Genomic DNA, 20,394 nt, shown 5'->3' with positions numbered 1-20,394 from the left:
AAACCGGAGGCCACTTCTCCTCTGATCGCTTCGGCTTCATGACCTGTAGTCGGCGTTGATCGAGATGTAGCCGTGGGTCAGGTCGCAGGTCCAGACATGGGCGGTGCCGCCCCCCAGACCGAGATCGACATGGATCGTGATCTCCTGGTTCTTCATGTGGGCGGCGCCGTCTTCCTCGCGATATGTGGGACTGACCCAGCCTTTTTCGGCCACGAGCGTGTCGCCGAACCAGATCGAGAGCGTGTCCCGGTCGGCCGGAGCGCCGGATTTGCCGATGGCCATCACGATACGGCCCCAGTTGGGGTCTTCGCCGGCGATGGCGGTTTTTACCAGCGGCGAGTTGGCGATGGCGAGGCCGTGGGTCTTGGCGTCATTGTCGCTGGACGCGCCGGTGACGGAGATAGTGACGAACTTCGTCGCGCCTTCGCCGTCGCGGACAACCTGGTGCGCGAGGTCGAGCATGACGCCGCGCAACGCTTCCATGAAGCCGACGCTTTGGTCGGTGACGCGCACGCCCGAGGCGCCGGTGGCGGCGACCAGCAGCGTGTCGGACGTGGAGGTGTCGCTGTCGACGGTGATACAGTTGAAGGTCTTTTCGTTCAGGGCGGAGACCATCTGTTGCAGGTGTTCGCGGTCGATGGCGGCATCGGTGAAGATGTAGACGAGCATCGTGGCCATGTCCGGCGCGATCATGCCCGAGCCCTTGGCGATGCCGGCGATGCGCACCTCCTGGCCGTCGATCGTGATCGTGGCGGTGGCGCCCTTGGCAAACGTGTCCGTGGTCATGATCGCGCGGGCGGCATCCTCGATCCCGTCGGGCGACAGCTTTTCCGTGAGTTCGGACAGCTTCGCGGTGATGCGCTCGTGCTTGAGCGGTTCGCCGATGACCCCGGTGGACGCGCTGAAAATACGCGACTCCGGCAGGGATAGGGTCTGTGCGACGGCGTTCGTGACCGCCTTGACCGATGTGACACCGTTGCGCCCGGTAAAGGCGTTTGAATTGCCCGAGTTGACGATGATCGCCGCGCCTTCCGCGGATTGGAACCCGATCTTTTCCTGGCAGTCGAGCACGGCGGCAGAGCGCGTCGCGGACCGGGTGAAGACCCCCGCCAAGACCGAACCGGGCGCGAGCCGGGCCAGCATCACGTCCTTGCGGCCGGCATAGCGCACGCCGGCCTCGACACTGGCGAACTCTACCCCGCCGATTGCGGGAAGCTCTGGAAAGGTGGCAGGCGCCAGTGGCGAAACGGCGAGGGTCTTGGCCATTGTCAGTTCTCCAGGAGGTCGAGATTGGTGATCACGTTCGGGTCGATCCCCTCAAGGTCGACCTGGTCGATCTCGGCGTCGGATTTCAGGCCTTCGATGAAGGATTCGAGCGCGCCTTGCTGAAGCTGCGAGGACAGTTCCTCGCGCACGGTGTCGAGCGCGGGGCGTTCCTTGTTGCGGGTTTCGGTCAGGGTGATCACGTGCCAGCCGAACTGGGTTTCGACAGGGTCCGAGACCTCGCCCGGTTCGAGCGCCGCCACGGCATCGAAGAACGGCGCGACCATGTCGGCGGCACCGAACCAGCCGAGATCGCCGCCGGAGGCGCCCGAGGGACCGATGGATTTCTCGCGGGCGAGCGCGGCGAAATCGGCGTCGCCTTCGAGGGCGGTCGCCAGCTCCTGCGCTTCTTGCTCGGTTTCGACGAGGATGTGCGAGGCGCGATACTCGGTCTCCTGGACATCGGCGGGGTATTGTTCCTCGTAGGCCGCCTGCAGGTCCTCTTCGGACGGGGCCTGTTGCATCACGCCGGCCATGACCTCGCCGGCGATGATGGCGCGCTCTTCGTTCTCGATCGACACGCGGCTGCGCAGCGACGGTTCGCCGTCGAGAGACTGTTTCAGGAGCGTGTGCTGGATCAGCTGGTCGACGATGCCCTGCAACAGCAGGTTGGGCGGAAACTGGTCGTATTGCTGCGGCAAGGTGGCGCGGAGCGCGATGACATGGGCCAGCGTGATCTCGGTGCCGTTGACGGTGGCGACAACCTGCGACGGGTCGGCGGCGGGCGCATCAGTCTCTGTTTCAGCCGTATCCTGCGCCCAGGCGCCCTGCGCCAGCATCGCGGCGGTACAGGTTGCGGCGAGGATCGACTTTATCGGATGTGACATGGAAAACCCTTTGCTTTCTCGCGCCGGAACGCGACGCGTTGTGACGTTGACAGTCCATGAGCGGCCCCTTACATCGCCTTATGATCAAAGGCAGGACCGTCCCCTTGGGCCCGTTCTAGGGCGGTGCGACGGACGGGGCAAGCGATTGCCATTCACGAGATAGCGAAAGACCGGAACGGATAGGATATGCTGGGTATTGGAACGGTTGCCAAGAAGATCTTTGGCACCCCGAACGACCGCAAGGTCAAGACGACCCGCCCGCTGGTGGAGAAGATCAACGCGCTGGAGCCCGAGTACGAGGCCCTCGACGATGCCGGACTGATCGCCAGGACCCAGGATTTCAAGAAACGTATCGCGGAGGGCGAGAGCCTGGATGCGATTCTGCCCGAAGCCTTTGCCAACTGTCGCGAGGCGGCGCGCCGGGCGCTGGGACTGCGGGCCTTCGACGTGCAGCTGATGGGCGGGATCTTTCTGCACCAGGGCAATATCTCGGAGATGAAGACGGGCGAGGGCAAGACGCTCGTGGCGACCTTTCCGGCCTACCTGAACGCGCTGTCCGGCAAGGGCGTGCATATCGTGACGGTCAACGACTACCTCGCCAAGCGGGACGCCGAGTGGATGGGCAACGTGTTTTCCGCGCTGGGGATGACCACGGGCGTGGTCTATCCGCAGCAGCCGGATGAGGAGAAGAAAGGCGCCTATGCTGCCGACATCACCTATGCCACCAACAACGAGCTTGGCTTCGATTACCTGCGCGACAACATGAAATCGAGCCTCGAGGAAATGGCGCAGCGCGGGCATTACTTTGCCATCGTCGATGAGGTGGACAGCATCCTGATCGACGAGGCGCGGACGCCGCTGATCATCTCGGGCCCGGCACAGGACCGCAGCGAGCTTTACGTGACCATCGACGGGCTGATCCCGAGCCTGGAAGAAGATCATTACAAGATCGACGAGAAGACCAAGAACGTCACCTTCACGGACGAAGGCAACGAATATATCGAAGAACTGCTGCACCAGAAGGATCTGCTGGAAGAGGGTCAGTCGCTCTACGATCCCGAGAGCACGACCATCGTGCACCACATGAACCAGGGCCTGCGGGCGCACAAGCTCTTCCTCAAGGACAGAGACTATATCGTCCGCGACAACGAGGTCGTTTTGATCGACGAGTTCACCGGGCGGATGATGGCCGGGCGGCGGTTGTCTGACGGTCTGCACCAGGCGATCGAGGCCAAGGAAGGCTGCGAGATCAAGCCCGAGAACGTGACGCTGGCGCAGGTGACGTTCCAGAACTATTTTCGCCTGTACGACAAGCTGTCGGGCATGACCGGCACGGCGACGACCGAGGCCGAGGAATTCGGGCAGATCTACGGTCTGGGCGTGGTTGAGGTGCCGACGAACAAGCCGATCGCCCGGGTGGACGAGGACGATGCCGTCTACCGGACCGCGCAGGAGAAGTTCGACGCGGTGGTCGACTCGATCAAGAAGGCGCATGAAAAGGGTCAGCCGATCCTTGTCGGCACCACCTCGATCGAGAAATCCGAAATGCTGAGCGAGCTGCTGAAGAAGGCGGGGGTGAAGCACAACGTGCTGAACGCGCGCCAGCACGAGCAGGAGGCGCAGATCGTCGCCGACGCCGGCAAGCTGAACGCCGTGACCATCGCCACCAACATGGCAGGGCGCGGGACCGACATCAAGCTGGGCGGGAACCTCGATTTCAAGATCATGGAGGCGATTGCCGCCGATCCCGACGCCGATCCCGAGGAGCTGCGCAAGCGGCTGGAAGCCGGGCACAAGGATGACGAGCAGGCGGTGATCGACGCCGGTGGCCTGTTCGTTCTGGCCACGGAACGGCACGAAAGCCGCCGGATCGACAACCAGCTACGCGGCCGGTCGGGCCGGCAGGGCGACCCGGGACGGTCGGCGTTCTTCCTGTCGCTGGACGATGACCTGATGCGCATTTTCGGCTCTGAACGGCTGGAAAAGGTGCTGTCGACGCTGGGGATGAAGGAAGGCGAGGCGATCATTCACCCGTGGGTGAACAAGAGCCTGGAACGCGCGCAGGCGAAGGTCGAGGGCCGCAACTTCGACATCCGCAAGCAGCTGCTGAAATTCGACGACGTGATGAACGAGCAGCGGAAGGTGATCTTCCGCCAGCGGCTGGACATCATGGAAGCCACGGACCTGTCGGAGATCATCAAGGACATGCGCGGCGAGGTGATCGACGACCTGATCGATCAGTACATGCCGCCCAAGACCTATGCCGACCAATGGGACACGGAAGGGCTCTATGTCGCCGTGATCGAGCGGCTGAACCTGGATGTGCCGGTGATGGCTTGGGGCGAAGAGGAAGGCGTGGACGACGACGAGATCGCCGACCGCCTGGAAGAGGCCGCCGACAAGATGATGGCCGAGAAGGCAGAGGCGTTCGGGCCCGAGCAGATGCGGATGATCGAGAAGCAGGTGCTGCTTCAGACCATCGACAGCAAATGGCGTGAACACCTTCTGACGCTGGAGCATCTGCGCAGTGTCGTCGGCTTTCGCGGGTATGCGCAGCGCGACCCGCTGAACGAATACAAGAACGAGGCATTCGCGCTGTTCGAGTCGATGCTGAACAGCCTGCGTCAGGACGTGACGCAGCAGTTGGCCCGCATCCGTCCGGTGACGGACGAAGAACAGCAGCAAATGCTGCGCGACCTGCGGGCCAAGCAGGCCGCGATGGCGCCGAAACCGTCCGAGACGGAGGAACGTGAGCCCGGTGCCGAAAGCCTGAAGGATCCCACCGGCGCCGCCTTGCCCGGCTTTGACGAGAACGACCCGACCACATGGGGCAACCCGGGCCGGAACGAGGCGTGCCCCTGCGGTTCGGGCAAGAAGTTCAAGCATTGTCACGGGCGGCTGGGCTGACAAGGGGGCGCCACAACTCGGCCTCAATGACTCCCCTGACGTGCCTTCAAGGGGCCACTTTCGCGCAATAGCGTTCGCTCGACCTATGACAGGTTTGGGAGATCGTTATGATCAAGCTGGGCAATCCGAAGCGTATCGTCATGGCCGGCGTGACTATGGGCTGTGCCCTTGGTATTGGCTACATCATGCAGTCCTCTGCGACCGACCGCACCGTGACGCAGCCACCCGCGCCCCAAGTCGAACCCGAGACCGCCGAGGCGTTCGCGCAGGCCTTCGTCGGCGGCACGCCCGCGCCGTCTGTCCCGGAGTCTGCGGCCCCGGCGCCGGCGGTTTCAGAGCCCGAAGCGGTCCCCGCCCCGGTTGACGACAAGCTGGGAGCCGTTGAAACGGCCGAAACCCAAGCGCCGCCCCTGCCGATGGCCGACCCCGCCGACAAGGCCATTTTCCGGACCGCCGCGATGACGGGCGGGCAGAGCTTTGATGTCGACGGGCTTCAGATCGAGAGAGTGGCGCTGACGTCGGCCGAGCCGGTGCCGCCCGCGGCCGCTCCGCAGCCCAAGGCCTTGCCGGACACGCCGCTGGAACTGGCCGCGCTTCAGGATGCGCCCATTCGCACCTTCCCGAAGGAAGAGACGGCGCCGGCCCTGACCTGCGACGGCGAGATCGAAATGACGGCAAGCCCCGCCGCCGCCGCGATGGTCCAGCTGGATCTGACCGCGCCTTGCGGGGCCAACAAGCAGTTCACCCTGCACCATAACGGCATGATGTTCAGCGCGATCATCGACGATGACGGCGCGTGGTCGATGCAGGTGCCGGCGCTGGCGGAAAACGCGGTGTTCATCGCCGCCTTCGAGAGCGGCGAGGGCGCGGTGGCAACCACGAATGTCGATACGCTGGACCGTTACGACCGCTATGTCGTGCAATGGCAGGGCCGGAGCGGCATGGAGCTTCACGCGATGGAATACGGTGCCGATTATGGCGAGGACGGCCATGTCTGGCGCGATGCGGGGCGCGATGCCACCAGCGCCGAGACCGGCCTGGGCGGGTTCCTGCTGCGACTTGGCGAAGGCGTCATCGAGGAGACGACCCTGATGGCGGAGGTCTACACCTTTCCGACGCGGACTGCGCAGCGTGACGGCGAGGTGCAGGTCAGTCTCGAAGCCGAGATCAACGCGATGAATTGTGGACGCGACGTTGAAGCGCAGGCCCTGATCAAACCGGGCATCGGTGAAATGACGGCGCGGGATCTGACCATGGCCATCCCCGAGTGCGATGCCGTCGGCGACTTTCTGGTGTTGAAAAACCTGTACGAAGACCTGAAGATCGCACGCAACTGACGCTGCGATCCGAGGGCATCCATGAAAATGTACCGTGCGGCGGCCTTCGCCGCACTTTTCCTTTTTGCGGGCGTATTTCCGGCACATGGGCAGGACGTGACGCTGACCTCACGCGATGGCGACGTGGAAATCACCGGCAACCTGCTGGGGTTCGACGGTGAATTCTACCGCGTCGACACGATCTATGGCGAATTGACGGTCGACGGGTCCGGTGTGGATTGCGCCGGGCCGGGATGCCCCAACCTGGAGACCTACGTCGCCGAGATCGTGTTTTCGGGTGCGCCAACGATCGGGCGGCTGCTGATGCCCGCGTTGGTCGAGGCTTTCGCGATCCGTGAGGGCTATGAAATGGAGCGCGAGGTGCTGGAGGACGGCAATCTTCTGCTGGCGATACATGATCCAGGCGAGGATCGCGTGGTCGGGGAATTCGTGTTCCGCCTGACCAATTCCGACGAGGGGTTTGCCGACCTTATCGCGGATGTGGCGGACATCGCCATGTCGATGCGCGAGATCCGTCCCCAGGAAGTGTTCCTGGGCAAGGATGCCGCGCTGGGCGACATGTCGGCGCAGGGGCGCGGCCGGGTGATGGCGCTGGAGGCGCTGGTGCCGGTGGTGGCGCCCTCGAACCCGCTGCGGCAGGTGACCCTGTCGGAGCTGGCACGCGTGCTGTCGGGGCAGGTCGACAACTGGGCCGGGCTGGGGGGGCCGGATGCGCCCATCGCGCTGCATCTCTTCGAAGAGACCAGCGGCCTGGGCCAGGCCACCGAAGACCTTGTGATGCGCCCCGCGGGCGTGGCGTTCGCGGAGGCGATCACGCGGCATCGGGACGGCGCCACGCTGGCCGAGGCCGTGGCCGGGGACCCTTTCGCAATGGGTCTGACGGCGCGGGCCGAGATCGGGGATACGGCGGCGCTTGCGCTTAGCGGCGAGTGCGGATTTGCCCTGAGGGCGACGCGCCGGGCGGTGAAGACCGAGGACTATCCGCTGACCGCGCCGATGTTCCTGTACCTGCCCGCACGGCGTCTGCCGAAGCTGGGGCGTGAGTTCCTGGCCTATCTGAAGGACCCCACGGCACAGCTGGTGATCCGGCGGGCGGGCTTCGTGGACCAGGCGCCCGAGGAGATTGGCATCGAAGAGCAGGGCGACCGCTTTGCCAATGCCATCGCGCAGGCGGGAGAGGAACTGGGGCTGGAGGAGTTGCAACGGATGGTGGCGGCGCTGACGCCGCTGAAACGCCTGACGACGACCTTCCGGTTCGAGGCCGGATCGGCGCGGCTGGACGCGCAGTCGCGGTCGAACGTGGCGCAATTGGCGCGGGCGATGGAGGTCGGCAAGTACGACGCGCGGCGGCTGGTCTTCGTGGGGTTCAGCGACGGCGCCGGCCCGGCCGAGAACAACCGGCGGATTGCCCTGCGCCGCGCCGAAGCCGTGCGCAGTGCCGTGGTCGCGGCGGCGGAGATGGCGAACATGGACCGGATCGGCATGGAGCTGGAAGCCTTTGGCGAGGCGATGCCGATGGCCTGTGACGGGACCGGATGGGGCCGCCAGATCAACCGGCGGGTCGAGGTCTGGGTGCGATAGCGCGCTAGATCAGGCCCTGGGCGCGGAAACTGGTTTCGCAGGATTTGCCGATGATGATGTGATCGTGGAGCGTGATGCCAAGCGCGGTTGCTGCCGCTTCGATCTGTATGGTCATGTCGATATCGGATTGGGACGGCGTGGGATCGCCCGAGGGATGATTGTGCACGAGGATCAGCGCGCTGGCGTTGAGGTGCAGGGCGCGTTTGACCACCTCGCGCGGGTAGACGGGCACGTGATCGACGGTGCCGCGGGCCTGTTCCTCGTCGGCGATGAGCGTGTTGCGCCGATCGAGGTAGAAGACGCGGAACTGTTCGACATCCCGGTGCGCCATGGCGGTGTGGCAATAATCCAGCAGGGCATCCCAGCTGGAGACGATGGGGCGTTGGGCCACGCGCGACCGCGCGAGGCGATGGGCGGCGGCCTCGACGATCTTGAGTTCGCAGATCACGGCCTCGCCCACGCCGGGCACTGCGCAAAGCTGGTCGAAAGGCGCGGAGATGACGGCGTTGAAACTGGCGAACCGGTCCAGCAGGGCATGGGCCAGCGGCTTGACGTCGCGCCGGGGGATGGCACGAAAGAGCACGAGTTCGAGCATCTCGTAATCCGGCAGCGCGGCGGCCCCGCCGGACATGAAACGGTCGCGCAGGCGCTTGCGGTGGTCGCGGATGTAGGAGGGTTGCTTGCCCGGCGCGCTGGCGGCGACGGGAACCTCGTCGCTGTCGAAGAGCGGCAGGGGCAGTTCCTTGAAGGCGCGCGAGTCGGACATGGGCCCGATGGTGGCGCGGGAAGGTTAGTGAATCGTTAATGGCTGAAAGGAGGCCCCGGGTCAGGCCCGGGGCGGGGCTTTGCGTTGCGCGACGTCATCCCGGACTTGATCCGGGATCTCCGAGTTCAAGAGATCCTCGGGTCGAGCCCGAGGATGACGTTGCCCGTGGTAGATCCTCGGGTCGTGCCCGAGGATGACGTTGACTGTGGGAGATCCCGGGTCACGCCCGGGGATGACCTCTGTGCGTCAGCTTTTCATAGAGTCCCAGAAGCCCTTCACCGATTTGAAGAAGCTCTTGGTTTCCGGGTTGTTATCCTCTGACAGCGTGTCGAATTCCTTTAGGATTTCCTTTTGCCGCGAGGTCAGGTTGACCGGCGTTTCAACTGCCAGTTCGATGAACATGTCGCCGTGGCCGCCGCCGCGCAGGGCGGGCATGCCCTTGCCGCGCAGGCGCATCTGGCGGCCCGATTGCGAGCCTTCGGGGATTTTCACGCGGCTGCGGCCGCCGTCGATCGTGGGCACCTCGATATCGCCGCCGAGCGCTGCCTTGGCCACGGACACGGGCACGCGGCAAAAGAGGTTGGTGTCCTCACGCTCGAAGATCTTGTGGGGCGCGACCTCGATGAAGATATACAGATCTCCCGCGGGACCCCCGCGCATGCCGGCCTCGCCTTCACCGGCCAAGCGGATGCGGGTGCCGGTCTCAACGCCGGCGGGGATGTTCACCGACAAAGAGCGGTCCTTCTGGACGCGGCCCTGGCCACCACACACGTTGCACGGATTCTTGATGATCTGGCCCAGGCCCGAGCAGGTGGGGCAGGTGCGTTCGACCGTGAAGAACCCCTGTTGCGCACGGACCTTGCCCATGCCCGAACAGGTCGGACAGGTGGTCGGCTCGGCGCCGCCTTCGGCCCCGGAGCCGTCGCAGGCATCACAGGTCACGGAGGTGGGCACGTTGATGGTTTTCTGCAGGCCGCGATAGGCCTCGTCGAGGTTGACGCGCAGGTTGTAGCGCAGGTCGGCGCCACGCGCGGCGCGTTGACGTCCGCCCGCGCCGCCACGGGCGCCGCCGCCCATGAAATCGCCGAATAGGTCGTCGAACACGTCGGAGAACGCGCTGGCGAAATCGCCCTGGCCGGGACCGGCCCCGCCGAACCCGCCGCCGGGGCGTGCGCCCGCGCCGGTGCCGCCCTCGAAAGCCGCGTGACCGAAGCGGTCATAGGCCGCTTTCTTCTCGGCGTCCTTCAGGATGTCATAGGCCTCGCCCGCTTCCTTGAATTGCTTCTCGGCGTCGGGGTTGTCCTTGTTGCGGTCCGGGTGAAGCTCTTTGGCCTTGGTGCGGTAGGCTTTCTTGATCTCGTCGGCGTTGGCACCTTTCGAGACGCCAAGAACGTCGTAATAATCGCGTTTGGCCATCGGATGTCTCCTTTGCATCGGAGAGCAGGGAGCGCCGGTGCGCCCCCTGCCTGTCCGTTTGACGCTTAAGCGCGTTTATCGTTGTCGAGGTCCTCGAAATCGGCGTCGACGATGTCTTCATCGTCCTTGCCCATTTCATCGGCCGCCGCAGGCTCGTCGTCGCCGTCTTCCTGGCTGGCCTTGTAGATCGCCTCGCCCAGCTTCATGGCGGCCTCGGTCACGTTCTGGATGCCCGCCTTGATCTTGTCGGCGGTGGCATCCTCTTTCTCGAGGTCGTCCTTGAGGGCCGAGATGGCCAGCTCGATGGCTTCGATGGTGGACGGGTCCACCTTGTCCGAATGCTCTTCCATCGACTTCTCGGTCGAGTGGATGAGGCTTTCGGCCTGGTTGCGGGCCTCGACCAGGGCGCGACGCTCCTTGTCGGCGTCGGCGTTTTCCTCGGCGTCCTTGACCATCTTGTCGATGTCTTCCTCGGACAGACCGCCCGACGCCTGGATCGTGATCTTCTGCTCCTTGTTCGTGCCCTTGTCCTTGGCCGACACGGAGACGATGCCGTTGGCGTCGATGTCGAAGGTCACTTCGATCTGGGGCATGCCGCGCGGGGCCGGCGGGATGTCCTCGAGGTTGAACTGACCCAGAAGCTTGTTGTCCGCGGCCATCTCACGCTCGCCCTGGAAGACGCGGATCGTCACGGCCGACTGGTTGTCCTCGGCGGTGGAGAAGATCTGCGACTTGTTTGTCGGGATCGTGGTGTTGCGGTCGATCAGGCGGGTGAAGACACCGCCCAGGGTTTCGATGCCGAGCGAGAGCGGCGTGACGTCCAGAAGGACGACATCCTTGACGTCGCCTTGCAGAACGCCGGCCTGAATGGCGGCGCCCATTGCGACGACCTCGTCGGGGTTCACGCCCTTGTGGGGTTCCTTGCCGAAGAACTTGGTCACTTCCTCGACCACCTTGGGCATGCGGGTCATGCCGCCGACCAGGACGACCTCGTCGATGTCGCTGGCCGAGAGGCCCGCATCCTTGAGCGCGGCCTTGCAGGGCTTGAGCGAGTTTGTGATGAGGTCACCCACCAGGCTTTCCAGCTTGGCGCGGGTCAGCTTCATGACCATGTGCAGCGGCTGGCCATTGGAGCCCATCGAGATGAACGGCTGGTTGATCTCGGTCTGGGACGAGCTGGACAGCTCGATCTTGGCTTTCTCGGCGGCCTCTTTCAGGCGTTGCAGCGCCATCTTGTCCTTGGTCAGGTCGACGCTGTGTTCCTTTTTGAACTCGTCGGCAAGGTAGTTGACGATGCGCATGTCGAAGTCTTCACCGCCGAGGAACGTGTCGCCGTTGGTGGATTTTACCTCGAACAGGCCCTCGTCGATTTCGAGGATGGTCACGTCGAACGTACCGCCGCCAAGGTCGTAGACCGCGATGGTCTGGGTTTCTTCCTTGTCGAGGCCATAGGCCAGCGCGGCCGCGGTCGGCTCGTTGATGATGCGCAGCACTTCGAGACCGGCGATCTTGCCGGCGTCTTTCGTGGCCTGACGCTGGGCGTCGTTGAAATAGGCGGGCACGGTGATGACGGCTTGGGTCACTTCCTCGCCGAGATAGGATTCGGCGGTCTCTTTCATCTTGCCGAGGATGAAGGCCGAGATCTGGCTGGGCGAATACTTGTCGCCCTTGGCGCGCACCCAGGCGTCGCCATTGCCACCGTCGATCACTTCGAACGGCATGTTCTTCTTGTCCTTGGCCAGATCGCTGTCGTCCTCGCGGCGACCGATCAGGCGCTTGACGCCGAAGATGGTGTTTTCGGGGTTGGTGACCGCCTGGCGTTTCGCCGGCTGGCCGACAAGACGCTCTTCGTCGGTGAAGGCGACGATCGAGGGCGTCGTACGGGCGCCTTCGGAGTTTTCGATGACGCGGGCTTGCGAACCATCCATGATGGCGACGCAGCTGTTGGTGGTTCCGAGGTCAATACCAATGACTTTGGACATGTTTTTCGATCCCTTCTCTTCTTAAGGCGATTGAGGGGCGACCGGACCCGTTAAAGGCATCTGGCCACCGTGTGAGTTACAGATCCCGAAAGCGGTCTCTGCGCTTCGGACGGTATATAGGCAGGGGAATATGGCCCTGCAAGCGGTTGAAAAGCGGTGAATCGCAGGATTCGGGTTTTAATTTGGCGGATTCGATGGAATCCGGGGAGACATGACCGACGAGACGCTTCGGATACGCGGGTTTCGCATTTTCAAGGGATATCTTGATACGGCGGAGCAGGCTGCGCTGGTGACGGCGCTGCGCGAGGTGGTGCGCGCGGCGCCGCTGTTTTCGCCGATGACGCCCTATGGCAAGCCGATGCGGGTCAGGATGACGTCGGCGGGGCGCTATGGCTGGGTGTCGGACCGGCGCGGATACCGCTACGAGGAGCGGCACCCCGAGGGCATGGCCTGGCCGCCGATCCCCGAGGAGGTTCTGTCGATCTGGCGGGACGTGGTGAGCGCCGAGAGGATGCCGGATTGCTGCCTGGTGAATTTCTACGATGCCGACGCGCGGATGGGGATGCACCAGGACCGGGACGAGGCCGATTTCGGATGGCCGGTGCTGTCCGTGTCGCTGGGCGACGAGGGGCTGTTCCGCATCGGGAACGCGACGCGGGGCGGCAAGACCGAGTCGCACTGGTTGCAATCGGGGGACGTGGTGGTGATGGGCGGCGACGCGCGGCTGACCTATCACGGGATCGACCGGATCAGGCCGGGCACCTCGATGCTGCTGGAACATCCGGGGCGCATCAACCTGACGTGCCGGGTGGTGGACTGACCACAGCCGCGCCTAGCGCGACAGGTTGCAGCAGCCGGTCAGGTAGGTGACGCCTGATTCCTCGGTCACGAAGAGGTCCACGCTCATGCCATAGTAGCGGTCGGACATGCCGTCGGTGCAGGCATCGCGCTGGAACATGAAGGTGAAGACTTCTTGGGTCTGCGACTGGCCGAATATGGCGTAGCGGTCCGTCCGGTTCTCCGACGTGACCGGATTGAGCGTGGAAACCGAGACCGGGTCTTCGTCCATGCGGTCGAGAGTGGCGCTTGCGGTGCGCGCGACTTCGAGCGACCAGAACGGTTCGGTGCCGGTGCAGACAAGGGGGCGGGGCAGTTCATCGTCGGGCTGACCGGCGCGGCGCGTGAGGAAACGCGCGGCGACCCAGCCCGACTGTTCCTCGACATTGATGCGCGCCCACTCGCGGCTGTCGTCGAAACCCACGACCTCGATGTAGGTGGCGCCGGAGTCTAGCTTGGCGACGATGGAATTGCCGACGCCGGGCGCGGCGCGCACGTTCAGGACGTCGTCAGGCGCCACGCCGGATACGTCGTAGAAGGCGGGCACGGCCTGCGCGTGGGCAAGGCTGGCCCAGAGCGACAGAAGACAGGCTGACAGGACTGCTTTCATCGGCGGGCGTACCAGCTGCTGGAGGCGAACTGACGCGTGTAGAACTCTGCCAGCAGGCCGAGAACAAGCAGGACACAGCCGACGATCAGGGCATACTGGGCGTTGGTGTTGTGCGGGAAATAGTTGGCGAACACGTAACCGCGACACTGGTCGATGGCGTGAAACAGCGGGTTCCAGTCGAACATGGCCAGCATGTAGCCGGGCAGCGTGTTGGCGACGAAAAGCTTGCCCGACGCAATCATGTTGGCGCGGGTGTAGACGACCTGGACCAGGTTCACGGCGGTCGGAAACCAGGGTTTCGCCGCCATGATCAGCAGGCCGACGCCGCAGCCTGTGAACCACGCCAGAAGAAGCATCCCCAGGGCGCCGATCGGATCGTCGATCTCGATCCGCTGAAAGGCGGTGTGATATACGAACAGGATCACCAGGGCGGACAGCACCTGGATGTAAAGGGCACCCAGTGCGGCGGACGTGATGGAGATCACCGTGTTCATCGGCGCGTGCTGCATCATCGGCGACGATGGCCCGGCCGCCCCGGCGACCGCACCAAGCGATTTGATGTGGGTGAGATAAAGGAACACGCCGGACATCATGTAGAGCATGAAATCGCCGCGCAGCTTGGCGCCCCGCAGGCCCAGCACCGTGAACATGAAATAGAAGGCGAGGACGAAGATGATCGCCGTGCTGATATTGACGAACAGCGCCATGAAGGCGTTGCCATGCGTGCTGCGCACATCCCGGACGGTGGTGTGGTAGATCAGCTCGCAGATCGTCACGATGGACGACAGCAGGGATTTCTTGCGCGTGTTCTGAAACATGACCTGTCTGGACCGGCTGCCTTTTGCTGAAATCTCACACGGAATTCTTGCCGTTCCGTTAGTGACGCAGCATAAGGGGCGCGCAACATTCCCGCAACAAACGCCTTTGCGGACTGTGAAAAAGAATTGGAGCAGGGTTTGGATTACGACAAACTTGTCACGGTGATGCGCCGCCTGGCGCTGGAAGCCGGCGATCGGATCATGGAGATCTACGACGCGGACGATTTCGATGTGAAGGTGAAGTCCGACGACAGCCCGGTCACGGCGGCGGACGAGGCGGCGGACAAGATCATCTCGGACGGGCTGCGCGCGGCGTTTCCCGATGTGACGCTGATCACCGAGGAACAGGCCGACACCCACGGGGCGCGGGCCGACACGTTCCTGATCGTCGATCCGCTGGACGGAACGAAGGAATTCATCCACCGCCGCGGCGACTTTACGGTCAACATCGCCTATGTCGAGAACGGCGTGCCCACGCGTGGCGTGGTCTATGCGCCGGCCAAGGGCCGGATGTTCTTTACCCAAGCCGATGGCACGTCGGTCGAGGAAACCGGGCCGTTTGCCCGCCACAGGTCGGGCGCGCTGACCGACATCGGCGTGTCGAACCCCGACAATGATGCGCTGATGGTGGTGGCCAGCAAGTCCCACCGGGATCAGGCCACGGACGATTACATCGGCAAGTATGCGGTGAAGGACATGACAAGCGCCGGGTCCTCGCTGAAATTCTGCCTGGTCGCGACCGGCGAGGCGGATATCTATCCGCGCCTGGGCCGGACGATGGAATGGGACACCGCCGCCGGGCACGCCGTGCTGGCGGGGGCCGGCGGTCGGGTCGTGCGGTACGATGACCAGACGCCGCTGACCTATGGCAAGGAGGACTTCGCCAACCCCTTCTTCATCGGCCACGCGCCCGGCGTCGAGCTGAAGCCCGCCTGATGAGTGTCCTGATTGTCATTCCGGCGCGATACGCCTCGAGCCGTTTTCCGGGCAAGCCGCTTGCGATGCTGCGCGGCGCCGACGGGACCTCGAAAAGCCTGATCGAGCGCAGTTGGCGTGCCGCGCAGAGCGTGGCCGGCGTCGCGCGGGTGGTCGTGGCCACGGATGACGCACGGATCGAGGACGCGGCGCACGCCTTTGGCGCGGAGGTGGTGATGACGTCGCCGGACTGCGCCAACGGAACCGAGCGCTGCGCAGAGGCGCTGCGCAGCGTCGGGGAGGATTACGAGATCGTGGTGAACCTGCAGGGCGATGCGCCGCTGACGCCGCACTGGTTCGTCGAGGATCTTGTCGCCGGGATGCGCAGCGACCCGCAGGCCGACGTGGCCACCCCGGTGCTGCGCTGCGATGGTCGTGCGCTCAACGGGTTTCTGCAGGACCGGGCGAATGGGCGTGTCGGCGGGACGACGGCCGTTTTCAGCCGATCTCGACATGCGCTCTACTTCTCCAAGGAAGTCATTCCCTATACTTCGGAAGTATATGACGACGGGGCAAATACCCCGGTCTTTCACCATGTGGGCGTCTATGCCTACAGACCGGAGGCGTTGTACGCCTACGGCGGCTGGTCGGCAGGTCCGCTGGAACAGCTGGAAGGCCTGGAACAGTTGCGGTTTCTCGAGAACGGGCGCGCTATCCTGTGCGTCGAGGTCGAGGCGCGCGGACGGCAATTCTGGGAACTCAACAACCCGGAAGATATTGAGAGAATAGAAGGCATGATGCGCGAGATGCACATGTCATGAGCAATACGAGATGAAGGCACGAGGTTTCATCGGCCTGCCATATATGACCCGTTGTGTTCCGGTCGGCGGCGTGAGCCAAGTTATCTCGTAATGCAGTGATCGCGGTTAAGGAGCTTCTGATGCGCAAGAAACTGACAAAGGCTATCTTTCCCGTCGCAGGGCTTGGCACGCGCTTTCTGCCGGCGACCAAGTCGGTGCCGAAGGAGATCATGACCCTGGTCGACCGCCCGCTGGTGCAATACGCCATCGACGAGGCGCGCGAGGCGGGGATCAAGGAGTTCATCTTTATCACCTCGCGCGGGAAGGGCGCGCTGGAGGATTACTTCGACAACGCGCCGCAGCTTGAGCAGGAATTGCGCAAGAAGGGCAAGGACGAGCTGCTGGAAATCCTGAAGTCGACCAACATGGACAGCGGCGAGATCGCCTATACGCGCCAGAACAAGGCGCTGGGCCTGGGCCACGCGGTGTGGTGCGCGCGGCGCCTGATCGGCAACGAGCCCTTCGCGGTGATCTTGCCCGACGACGTGATCGCGGCGGAAAAATCGTGCTTGGCGCAGATGGCCGAGGCGTTCAAGGAAACCGATGGCGAGAACAACATGGTGGCCGCCATGGAAGTGCCCCCGGACAAGGCCTCGGCCTATGGTGTGCTGGACGTCAAGGAGGACATGGGCCGGATGGTCTCGACCAAGGGCATGGTCGAAAAGCCTGCCCCGGGCGAGGCGCCGTCGAACCTTGCGGTGATCGGGCGATATATCCTGACGCCGACCGTGCTGCAGAAGCTGAACAAGAAGCAGACCGGCGCGGGCGGAGAAATCCAACTGACCGATGCGATCGACTCGGCCCGGGACGAGGGCGAAGAGGTCTTCGGCTTCCGCTTCGAGGGCGAGCGCTTCGACTGCGGCTCGAAGTCCGGGTTCCTGCAGGCCACGGTGGCCTTCGCGCTGAACCGGCCAGAGTTGCGCGACGACCTGATGAAGTACCTGACGGACGTGGTTCAGCCGGCCAAGGCCGCGCAGTAAGGAAGGAGCCCGTCCCGTGGCCAATATTCTTGTCACCGGAGGGGCCGGGTATATCGGTTCGCACGCCTGCAAGGCGCTGGCGGCCGCCGGGTATACGCCGATAACCTATGACAACCTGAGCACCGGATGGGCCGAGGCGGTCCGGTTCGGCCCGTTCGAGCAGGGGGACCTGCGCGATCGGGCGCGGCTCGATTCCGTGTTCGCGGCCTATCAGCCGACCGCCGTGCTGCATTTCGGCGCGCTGAGCCAGGTGGGCGAGAGCATGCGCGAGCCGGGCCGGTACTGGGACAACAATGTCACGGGGTCGCTGGTGCTGATGGAAGCGGCGGTGGCGGCCGGGTGCCTGAACCTGGTGTTTTCATCGACCTGCGCGACCTATGGCGACCAGGACAACGTGGTGCTGGACGAGTCCAGCCCCCAGGCGCCGATCAACGCCTACGGCGCGTCGAAGCGCGCGATCGAGGACATGCTGCGCGATTTCGAGGCGGCGCACGGGCTGCGGCACGTGATTTTCCGCTATTTCAACGTGGCGGGTGCGGACCCGGAGGCGGAGGTGGGCGAGTTTCACCAGCCGGAGACGCATCTTGTGCCGCTGATCCTGGATGCGGTGGATGGCAAGCGCGATGCGCTGACCATTTTCGGGACGGATTACGACACGCCCGACGGGACCTGCATCCGCGACTACGTGCATGTTTGCGATCTTGTCGATGCGCATGTTCTTGGGCTGAAATGGCTGGAAAACGACAAGCAAAGCCGTGTCTTCAACCTGGGCACCGGCGACGGTTTCTCGGTGCGCGAGGTGATCGACCACGCGCGCAGCATCACCAAAAAGGACGTGCCCGTCGTCGAGGGGCTGCGGCGGCCCGGCGATTGTACCAAGCTGGTGTCGGGGTCCGAACGCGCGGTGTCCGAGCTGGGCTGGACACCGTCAAGGTCGACGCTGGACGAGATGATCCGCGATGCGTGGCGGTGGCATCAAACTGGACATTACGAGAAATAACGCCGACCCTGAGGTCGAAGGAATGGTCAGGCAGGACGGATGAGCGTGCTTTCGGAGGCGTGGCTGGCGTACAAGCTTCGGTGGAAGCGCCGGCGCCTGTTGTTCCGTGCGCTGCGCAAGCGACGCCAGCTGCGTCCGGTGGTGGACCGCACCGACCGGATCGCGCCGGGGGACATCCTGTGCTTTTCGACCGTCCGCAACGAGGCGGTGCGCCTGCCGTTTTTCCTGGCGCATCATCGCGCGCTGGGCGTGCGGCATTTCCTGTTCGTGGACAATGACAGCGACGACGGCACGCGCGACTACCTGCAGGCGCAAGACGACGTTTCCCTTTGGCGGACGAAGGCCAGTTACAAGCTGTCGCGCTTCGGGGTCGACTGGCTGACATGGTTGCAGATGCAGCACGGGCACGGGCACTGGTGCCTGACGCTAGATGCCGACGAGATCCTGATCTATCCGCATCACGAGACCCGCCCCCTGCCCGCGCTGGTCGAACGGCTGGAGCAATCGGGCCGCCGGTCTTTCGGCACGCTGATGCTGGACATGTATCCCAAGGGCCCGCTGGCGGCGCATCCCTACGCGGCGGGCGACGATCCGTTCGAGCGGCTGTGCTGGTTCGATGGCGGCAACTACATGTTCCAGAAGAAACCGGACCTGCACAACCTGTGGATCCAGGGCGGGGTGCGGGCGCGCAGGTTCTTTGCCGAACGGCCAGAGCGGGCGCCGACGATGGGCAAGATGCCCCTGGTGAAGTGGAACCGCCGCTACGCCTATGTCAGCAGCGCGCATTCCCTGTTGCCCCGGCGCCTGAACCGGGTCTACGACGAGCAGGGTGGAGAGCTTCTGTCCGGGATTCTGCTGCACACGAAGTTCCTGAACACGATCGTCGACCGCTCGGCCGAAGAGAAGACGCGGGCCGAGCATTTCGCCAACAGCACGCTTTACGACAGCTATTACGACGCGCTGACCGAAAACCCGGACCTGTGGTGCGAGCAGTCCACGCGGCTGATCGGGTGGCGGCAGCTGGAGGCGATGGGCCTGATGTCGAAAGGTAACTGGATTTGATGAGTTCGGAATTGTTTGCGTTTTGTAAACAGTCGCTTATACCGGAGCGAGGGGAACGGAGCCGGTGTTTTCATCGGTGTACCATTTTGGAAAAGAATGCTTTAACGCAGTCCGGGTATGGTGGCGGCTGGTCTGGCCGGCGGCCAAAGGGATATGAGTAGTGAGTATCTTGCAGTCATACGCGATGCGGCTGCGGCGGAAGCGGCATCGCATCCGTGCGTTTCGCAAGCATTTCTCGCTCAAGCCCGTGGTGGACCGCACGCGCAAGATCCGGCCCGGGGACATCCTGCTGTTCTCGACCATGCGCGACGAGTTCGTGCGCCTTCCCTTCTTTCTGCAATATTACCGCAACCTCGGGGTTTCGCATTTCCTGATCGTCGACAATGACAGCACCGATGGCGGGCGCGAGTTCATGGCCGACCAGGAGGACGTGTCGATCTGGACCACCAAGGCCAGCTACAAGGGCTCGAAGTTCGGGGTCGATTGGCTGAACTGGCTGCAGCGCAAATATGGCCATGGGCACTGGACGCTGGTGGTCGATCCGGACGAGCTGTTCATCTACCCGTTCTGCGACACGCGGCCCATTCGGGCGCTGACCGACTGGCTGGACACCAGCCAGGTCAAATCCTTCGGCGCGATGCTGCTGGACATGTACCCGAAGGGCCGGATCGACTCGGTGTCGTACCTGCCGGGGCAGGACCCGCTGGAAATTGCCGGCTGGTTCGATCCGGGCAACTACGTGATCGAGAAGAACCGCAAATACGGCAACCTGTGGATCCAGGGCGGGCCGCGCAGCCGGGTGTTCTTTGCCGACAGGCCCAAGAAGTCACCGGCGCTGAACAAGACACCGCTGGTGAAGTGGGACAAGCGGTACACCTATATCAGTTCGACGCACACGCTTTTGCCGCGGGGTCTGAACCTGACCTATGACGAGTGGGGCGGAGAGAAGGCCAGTGGCATCCTGCTGCACGCGAAGTTCCTCAACACCTTCACCGCCAAGGCCGAGGAAGAGTTGCAGCGCGGGCAACACTATGCCGGCAGTGTCGAATACAGATCATATGCCGAGAAATTTCAGGACAGTCCCGACCTTTGGTGCAAATGGTCGGAGAAATATATAAACTGGCGACAATTGGAAATTCTTGGGCTGATGTCCAAGGGCAACTGGGCATGAGG

17 protein-coding genes are annotated in these 20,394 nt (G+C 63.8%); 10 read left to right on the top strand and 7 right to left on the bottom strand.

What is annotated here, in order from left to right:
* Positions 1–36: 36 nt before the first annotated feature.
* The gene (argJ, locus tag FIU85_RS11375; RefSeq protein ID WP_152496970.1) at positions 37–1,266 is read right to left on the bottom strand and encodes a bifunctional glutamate N-acetyltransferase/amino-acid acetyltransferase ArgJ; all 1,230 of its coding nucleotides are present in this window, start codon (positions 1,264–1,266) and stop codon (positions 37–39) included.
* Between the two features lie 2 nt (positions 1,267–1,268).
* Positions 1,269–2,150, bottom strand: a complete 882-nt coding sequence (locus tag FIU85_RS11370; RefSeq protein ID WP_152496969.1) for a peptidylprolyl isomerase — start codon at positions 2,148–2,150, stop codon at positions 1,269–1,271.
* A gap of 186 nt (positions 2,151–2,336) precedes the next feature.
* Here FIU85_RS11370 and secA point away from each other — a divergent pair, with 186 nt between their 5' ends.
* The 3 genes from secA to FIU85_RS11355 all read left to right on the top strand — a co-directional run bounded on the left by secA (position 2,337) and on the right by FIU85_RS11355 (position 7,975).
* The gene (secA, locus tag FIU85_RS11365) at positions 2,337–5,057 is read left to right on the top strand and encodes a preprotein translocase subunit SecA (RefSeq protein WP_152496968.1); all 2,721 of its coding nucleotides are present in this window, start codon (positions 2,337–2,339) and stop codon (positions 5,055–5,057) included.
* A 107-nt stretch (positions 5,058–5,164) separates the two neighbouring features.
* Positions 5,165–6,394 (top strand): hypothetical protein, encoded by a 1,230-nt coding sequence (locus tag FIU85_RS11360; protein ID WP_152496967.1) that lies wholly within the window; start codon positions 5,165–5,167, stop codon positions 6,392–6,394.
* A gap of 21 nt (positions 6,395–6,415) precedes the next feature.
* Positions 6,416–7,975 (top strand): substrate-binding domain-containing protein, encoded by a 1,560-nt coding sequence (locus FIU85_RS11355; protein WP_152496966.1) that lies wholly within the window; start codon positions 6,416–6,418, stop codon positions 7,973–7,975.
* Between the two features lie 4 nt (positions 7,976–7,979).
* On the opposite strand, the gene radC is transcribed toward FIU85_RS11355, so the two are convergent.
* The 3 genes from radC to dnaK all read right to left on the bottom strand — a co-directional run bounded on the left by radC (position 7,980) and on the right by dnaK (position 12,139).
* Positions 7,980–8,741 carry a DNA repair protein RadC gene (gene radC / locus FIU85_RS11350; RefSeq protein WP_152494295.1) on the bottom strand — a complete coding sequence of 254 codons (762 nt, stop codon included), beginning with the start codon at positions 8,739–8,741 and terminating at the stop codon, positions 7,980–7,982.
* Positions 8,742–8,987: 246 nt separating this feature from the next.
* Positions 8,988–10,157: a molecular chaperone DnaJ gene (dnaJ, locus tag FIU85_RS11345; protein ID WP_152494296.1), complete on the bottom strand. Its 1,170-nt coding sequence runs from the start codon at positions 10,155–10,157 to the stop codon at positions 8,988–8,990.
* A gap of 65 nt (positions 10,158–10,222) precedes the next feature.
* Entirely contained in the window at positions 10,223–12,139 is a 1,917-nt protein-coding gene (dnaK, locus tag FIU85_RS11340) for a molecular chaperone DnaK (protein ID WP_152494297.1), read from the bottom strand.
* A gap of 211 nt (positions 12,140–12,350) precedes the next feature.
* On the opposite strand from dnaK, the gene FIU85_RS11335 reads away from it, so the two are divergent.
* Complete coding sequence (locus tag FIU85_RS11335; RefSeq protein ID WP_152496965.1) at positions 12,351–12,959, top strand: alpha-ketoglutarate-dependent dioxygenase AlkB; 609 nt, start codon at positions 12,351–12,353, stop codon at positions 12,957–12,959.
* Between the two features lie 12 nt (positions 12,960–12,971).
* Here FIU85_RS11335 and FIU85_RS11330 read toward each other — a convergent pair whose 3' ends face one another.
* Together FIU85_RS11330 and FIU85_RS11325 are read right to left on the bottom strand one after the other, a co-directional pair.
* Positions 12,972–13,586, bottom strand: coding sequence for an SH3 domain-containing protein (locus tag FIU85_RS11330; RefSeq protein WP_152496964.1), 615 nt, complete (start codon positions 13,584–13,586; stop codon positions 12,972–12,974).
* On the bottom strand, positions 13,583–14,404 hold the full coding sequence (locus FIU85_RS11325) for an ABC transporter permease (RefSeq protein ID WP_152494300.1): 822 nt from the start codon (positions 14,402–14,404) through the stop codon (positions 13,583–13,585). The genes FIU85_RS11330 and FIU85_RS11325 overlap by 4 nt, the downstream gene beginning before the upstream one ends.
* A gap of 138 nt (positions 14,405–14,542) precedes the next feature.
* Between FIU85_RS11325 and cysQ the strand changes: the two genes are divergently transcribed.
* The 6 genes from cysQ to FIU85_RS11295 all read left to right on the top strand — a co-directional run bounded on the left by cysQ (position 14,543) and on the right by FIU85_RS11295 (position 20,392).
* Positions 14,543–15,340, top strand: a complete 798-nt coding sequence (gene cysQ / locus FIU85_RS11320) for a 3'(2'),5'-bisphosphate nucleotidase CysQ (RefSeq protein ID WP_152496963.1) — start codon at positions 14,543–14,545, stop codon at positions 15,338–15,340.
* The gene (locus tag FIU85_RS11315; RefSeq protein ID WP_152496962.1) at positions 15,340–16,140 is read left to right on the top strand and encodes a 3-deoxy-manno-octulosonate cytidylyltransferase; all 801 of its coding nucleotides are present in this window, start codon (positions 15,340–15,342) and stop codon (positions 16,138–16,140) included. Before cysQ ends, FIU85_RS11315 begins: the two co-directional genes overlap by 1 nt.
* Positions 16,141–16,259: 119 nt before the next feature.
* Positions 16,260–17,159 carry a UTP--glucose-1-phosphate uridylyltransferase gene (locus tag FIU85_RS11310; RefSeq protein ID WP_152494303.1) on the top strand — a complete coding sequence of 300 codons (900 nt, stop codon included), beginning with the start codon at positions 16,260–16,262 and terminating at the stop codon, positions 17,157–17,159.
* A 16-nt stretch (positions 17,160–17,175) separates the two neighbouring features.
* The gene (gene galE / locus FIU85_RS11305; protein WP_152496961.1) at positions 17,176–18,159 is read left to right on the top strand and encodes a UDP-glucose 4-epimerase GalE; all 984 of its coding nucleotides are present in this window, start codon (positions 17,176–17,178) and stop codon (positions 18,157–18,159) included.
* A gap of 39 nt (positions 18,160–18,198) precedes the next feature.
* The gene (locus tag FIU85_RS11300; RefSeq protein WP_152496960.1) at positions 18,199–19,221 is read left to right on the top strand and encodes a glycosyltransferase family 2 protein; all 1,023 of its coding nucleotides are present in this window, start codon (positions 18,199–18,201) and stop codon (positions 19,219–19,221) included.
* 184 nt (positions 19,222–19,405) lie between these two features.
* Positions 19,406–20,392, top strand: a complete 987-nt coding sequence (locus FIU85_RS11295) for a glycosyltransferase family 2 protein (protein WP_152494621.1) — start codon at positions 19,406–19,408, stop codon at positions 20,390–20,392.
* The last annotated feature ends 2 nt before the right edge of the window (positions 20,393–20,394 follow it).

Source organism: Roseovarius sp. THAF8 (assembly GCF_009363735.1).
Classification (GTDB): domain Bacteria; phylum Pseudomonadota; class Alphaproteobacteria; order Rhodobacterales; family Rhodobacteraceae; genus Roseovarius.
Note: the sequence above shows the minus strand (reverse complement) of the source record. Positions and strands in the feature narration are given on the sequence as shown.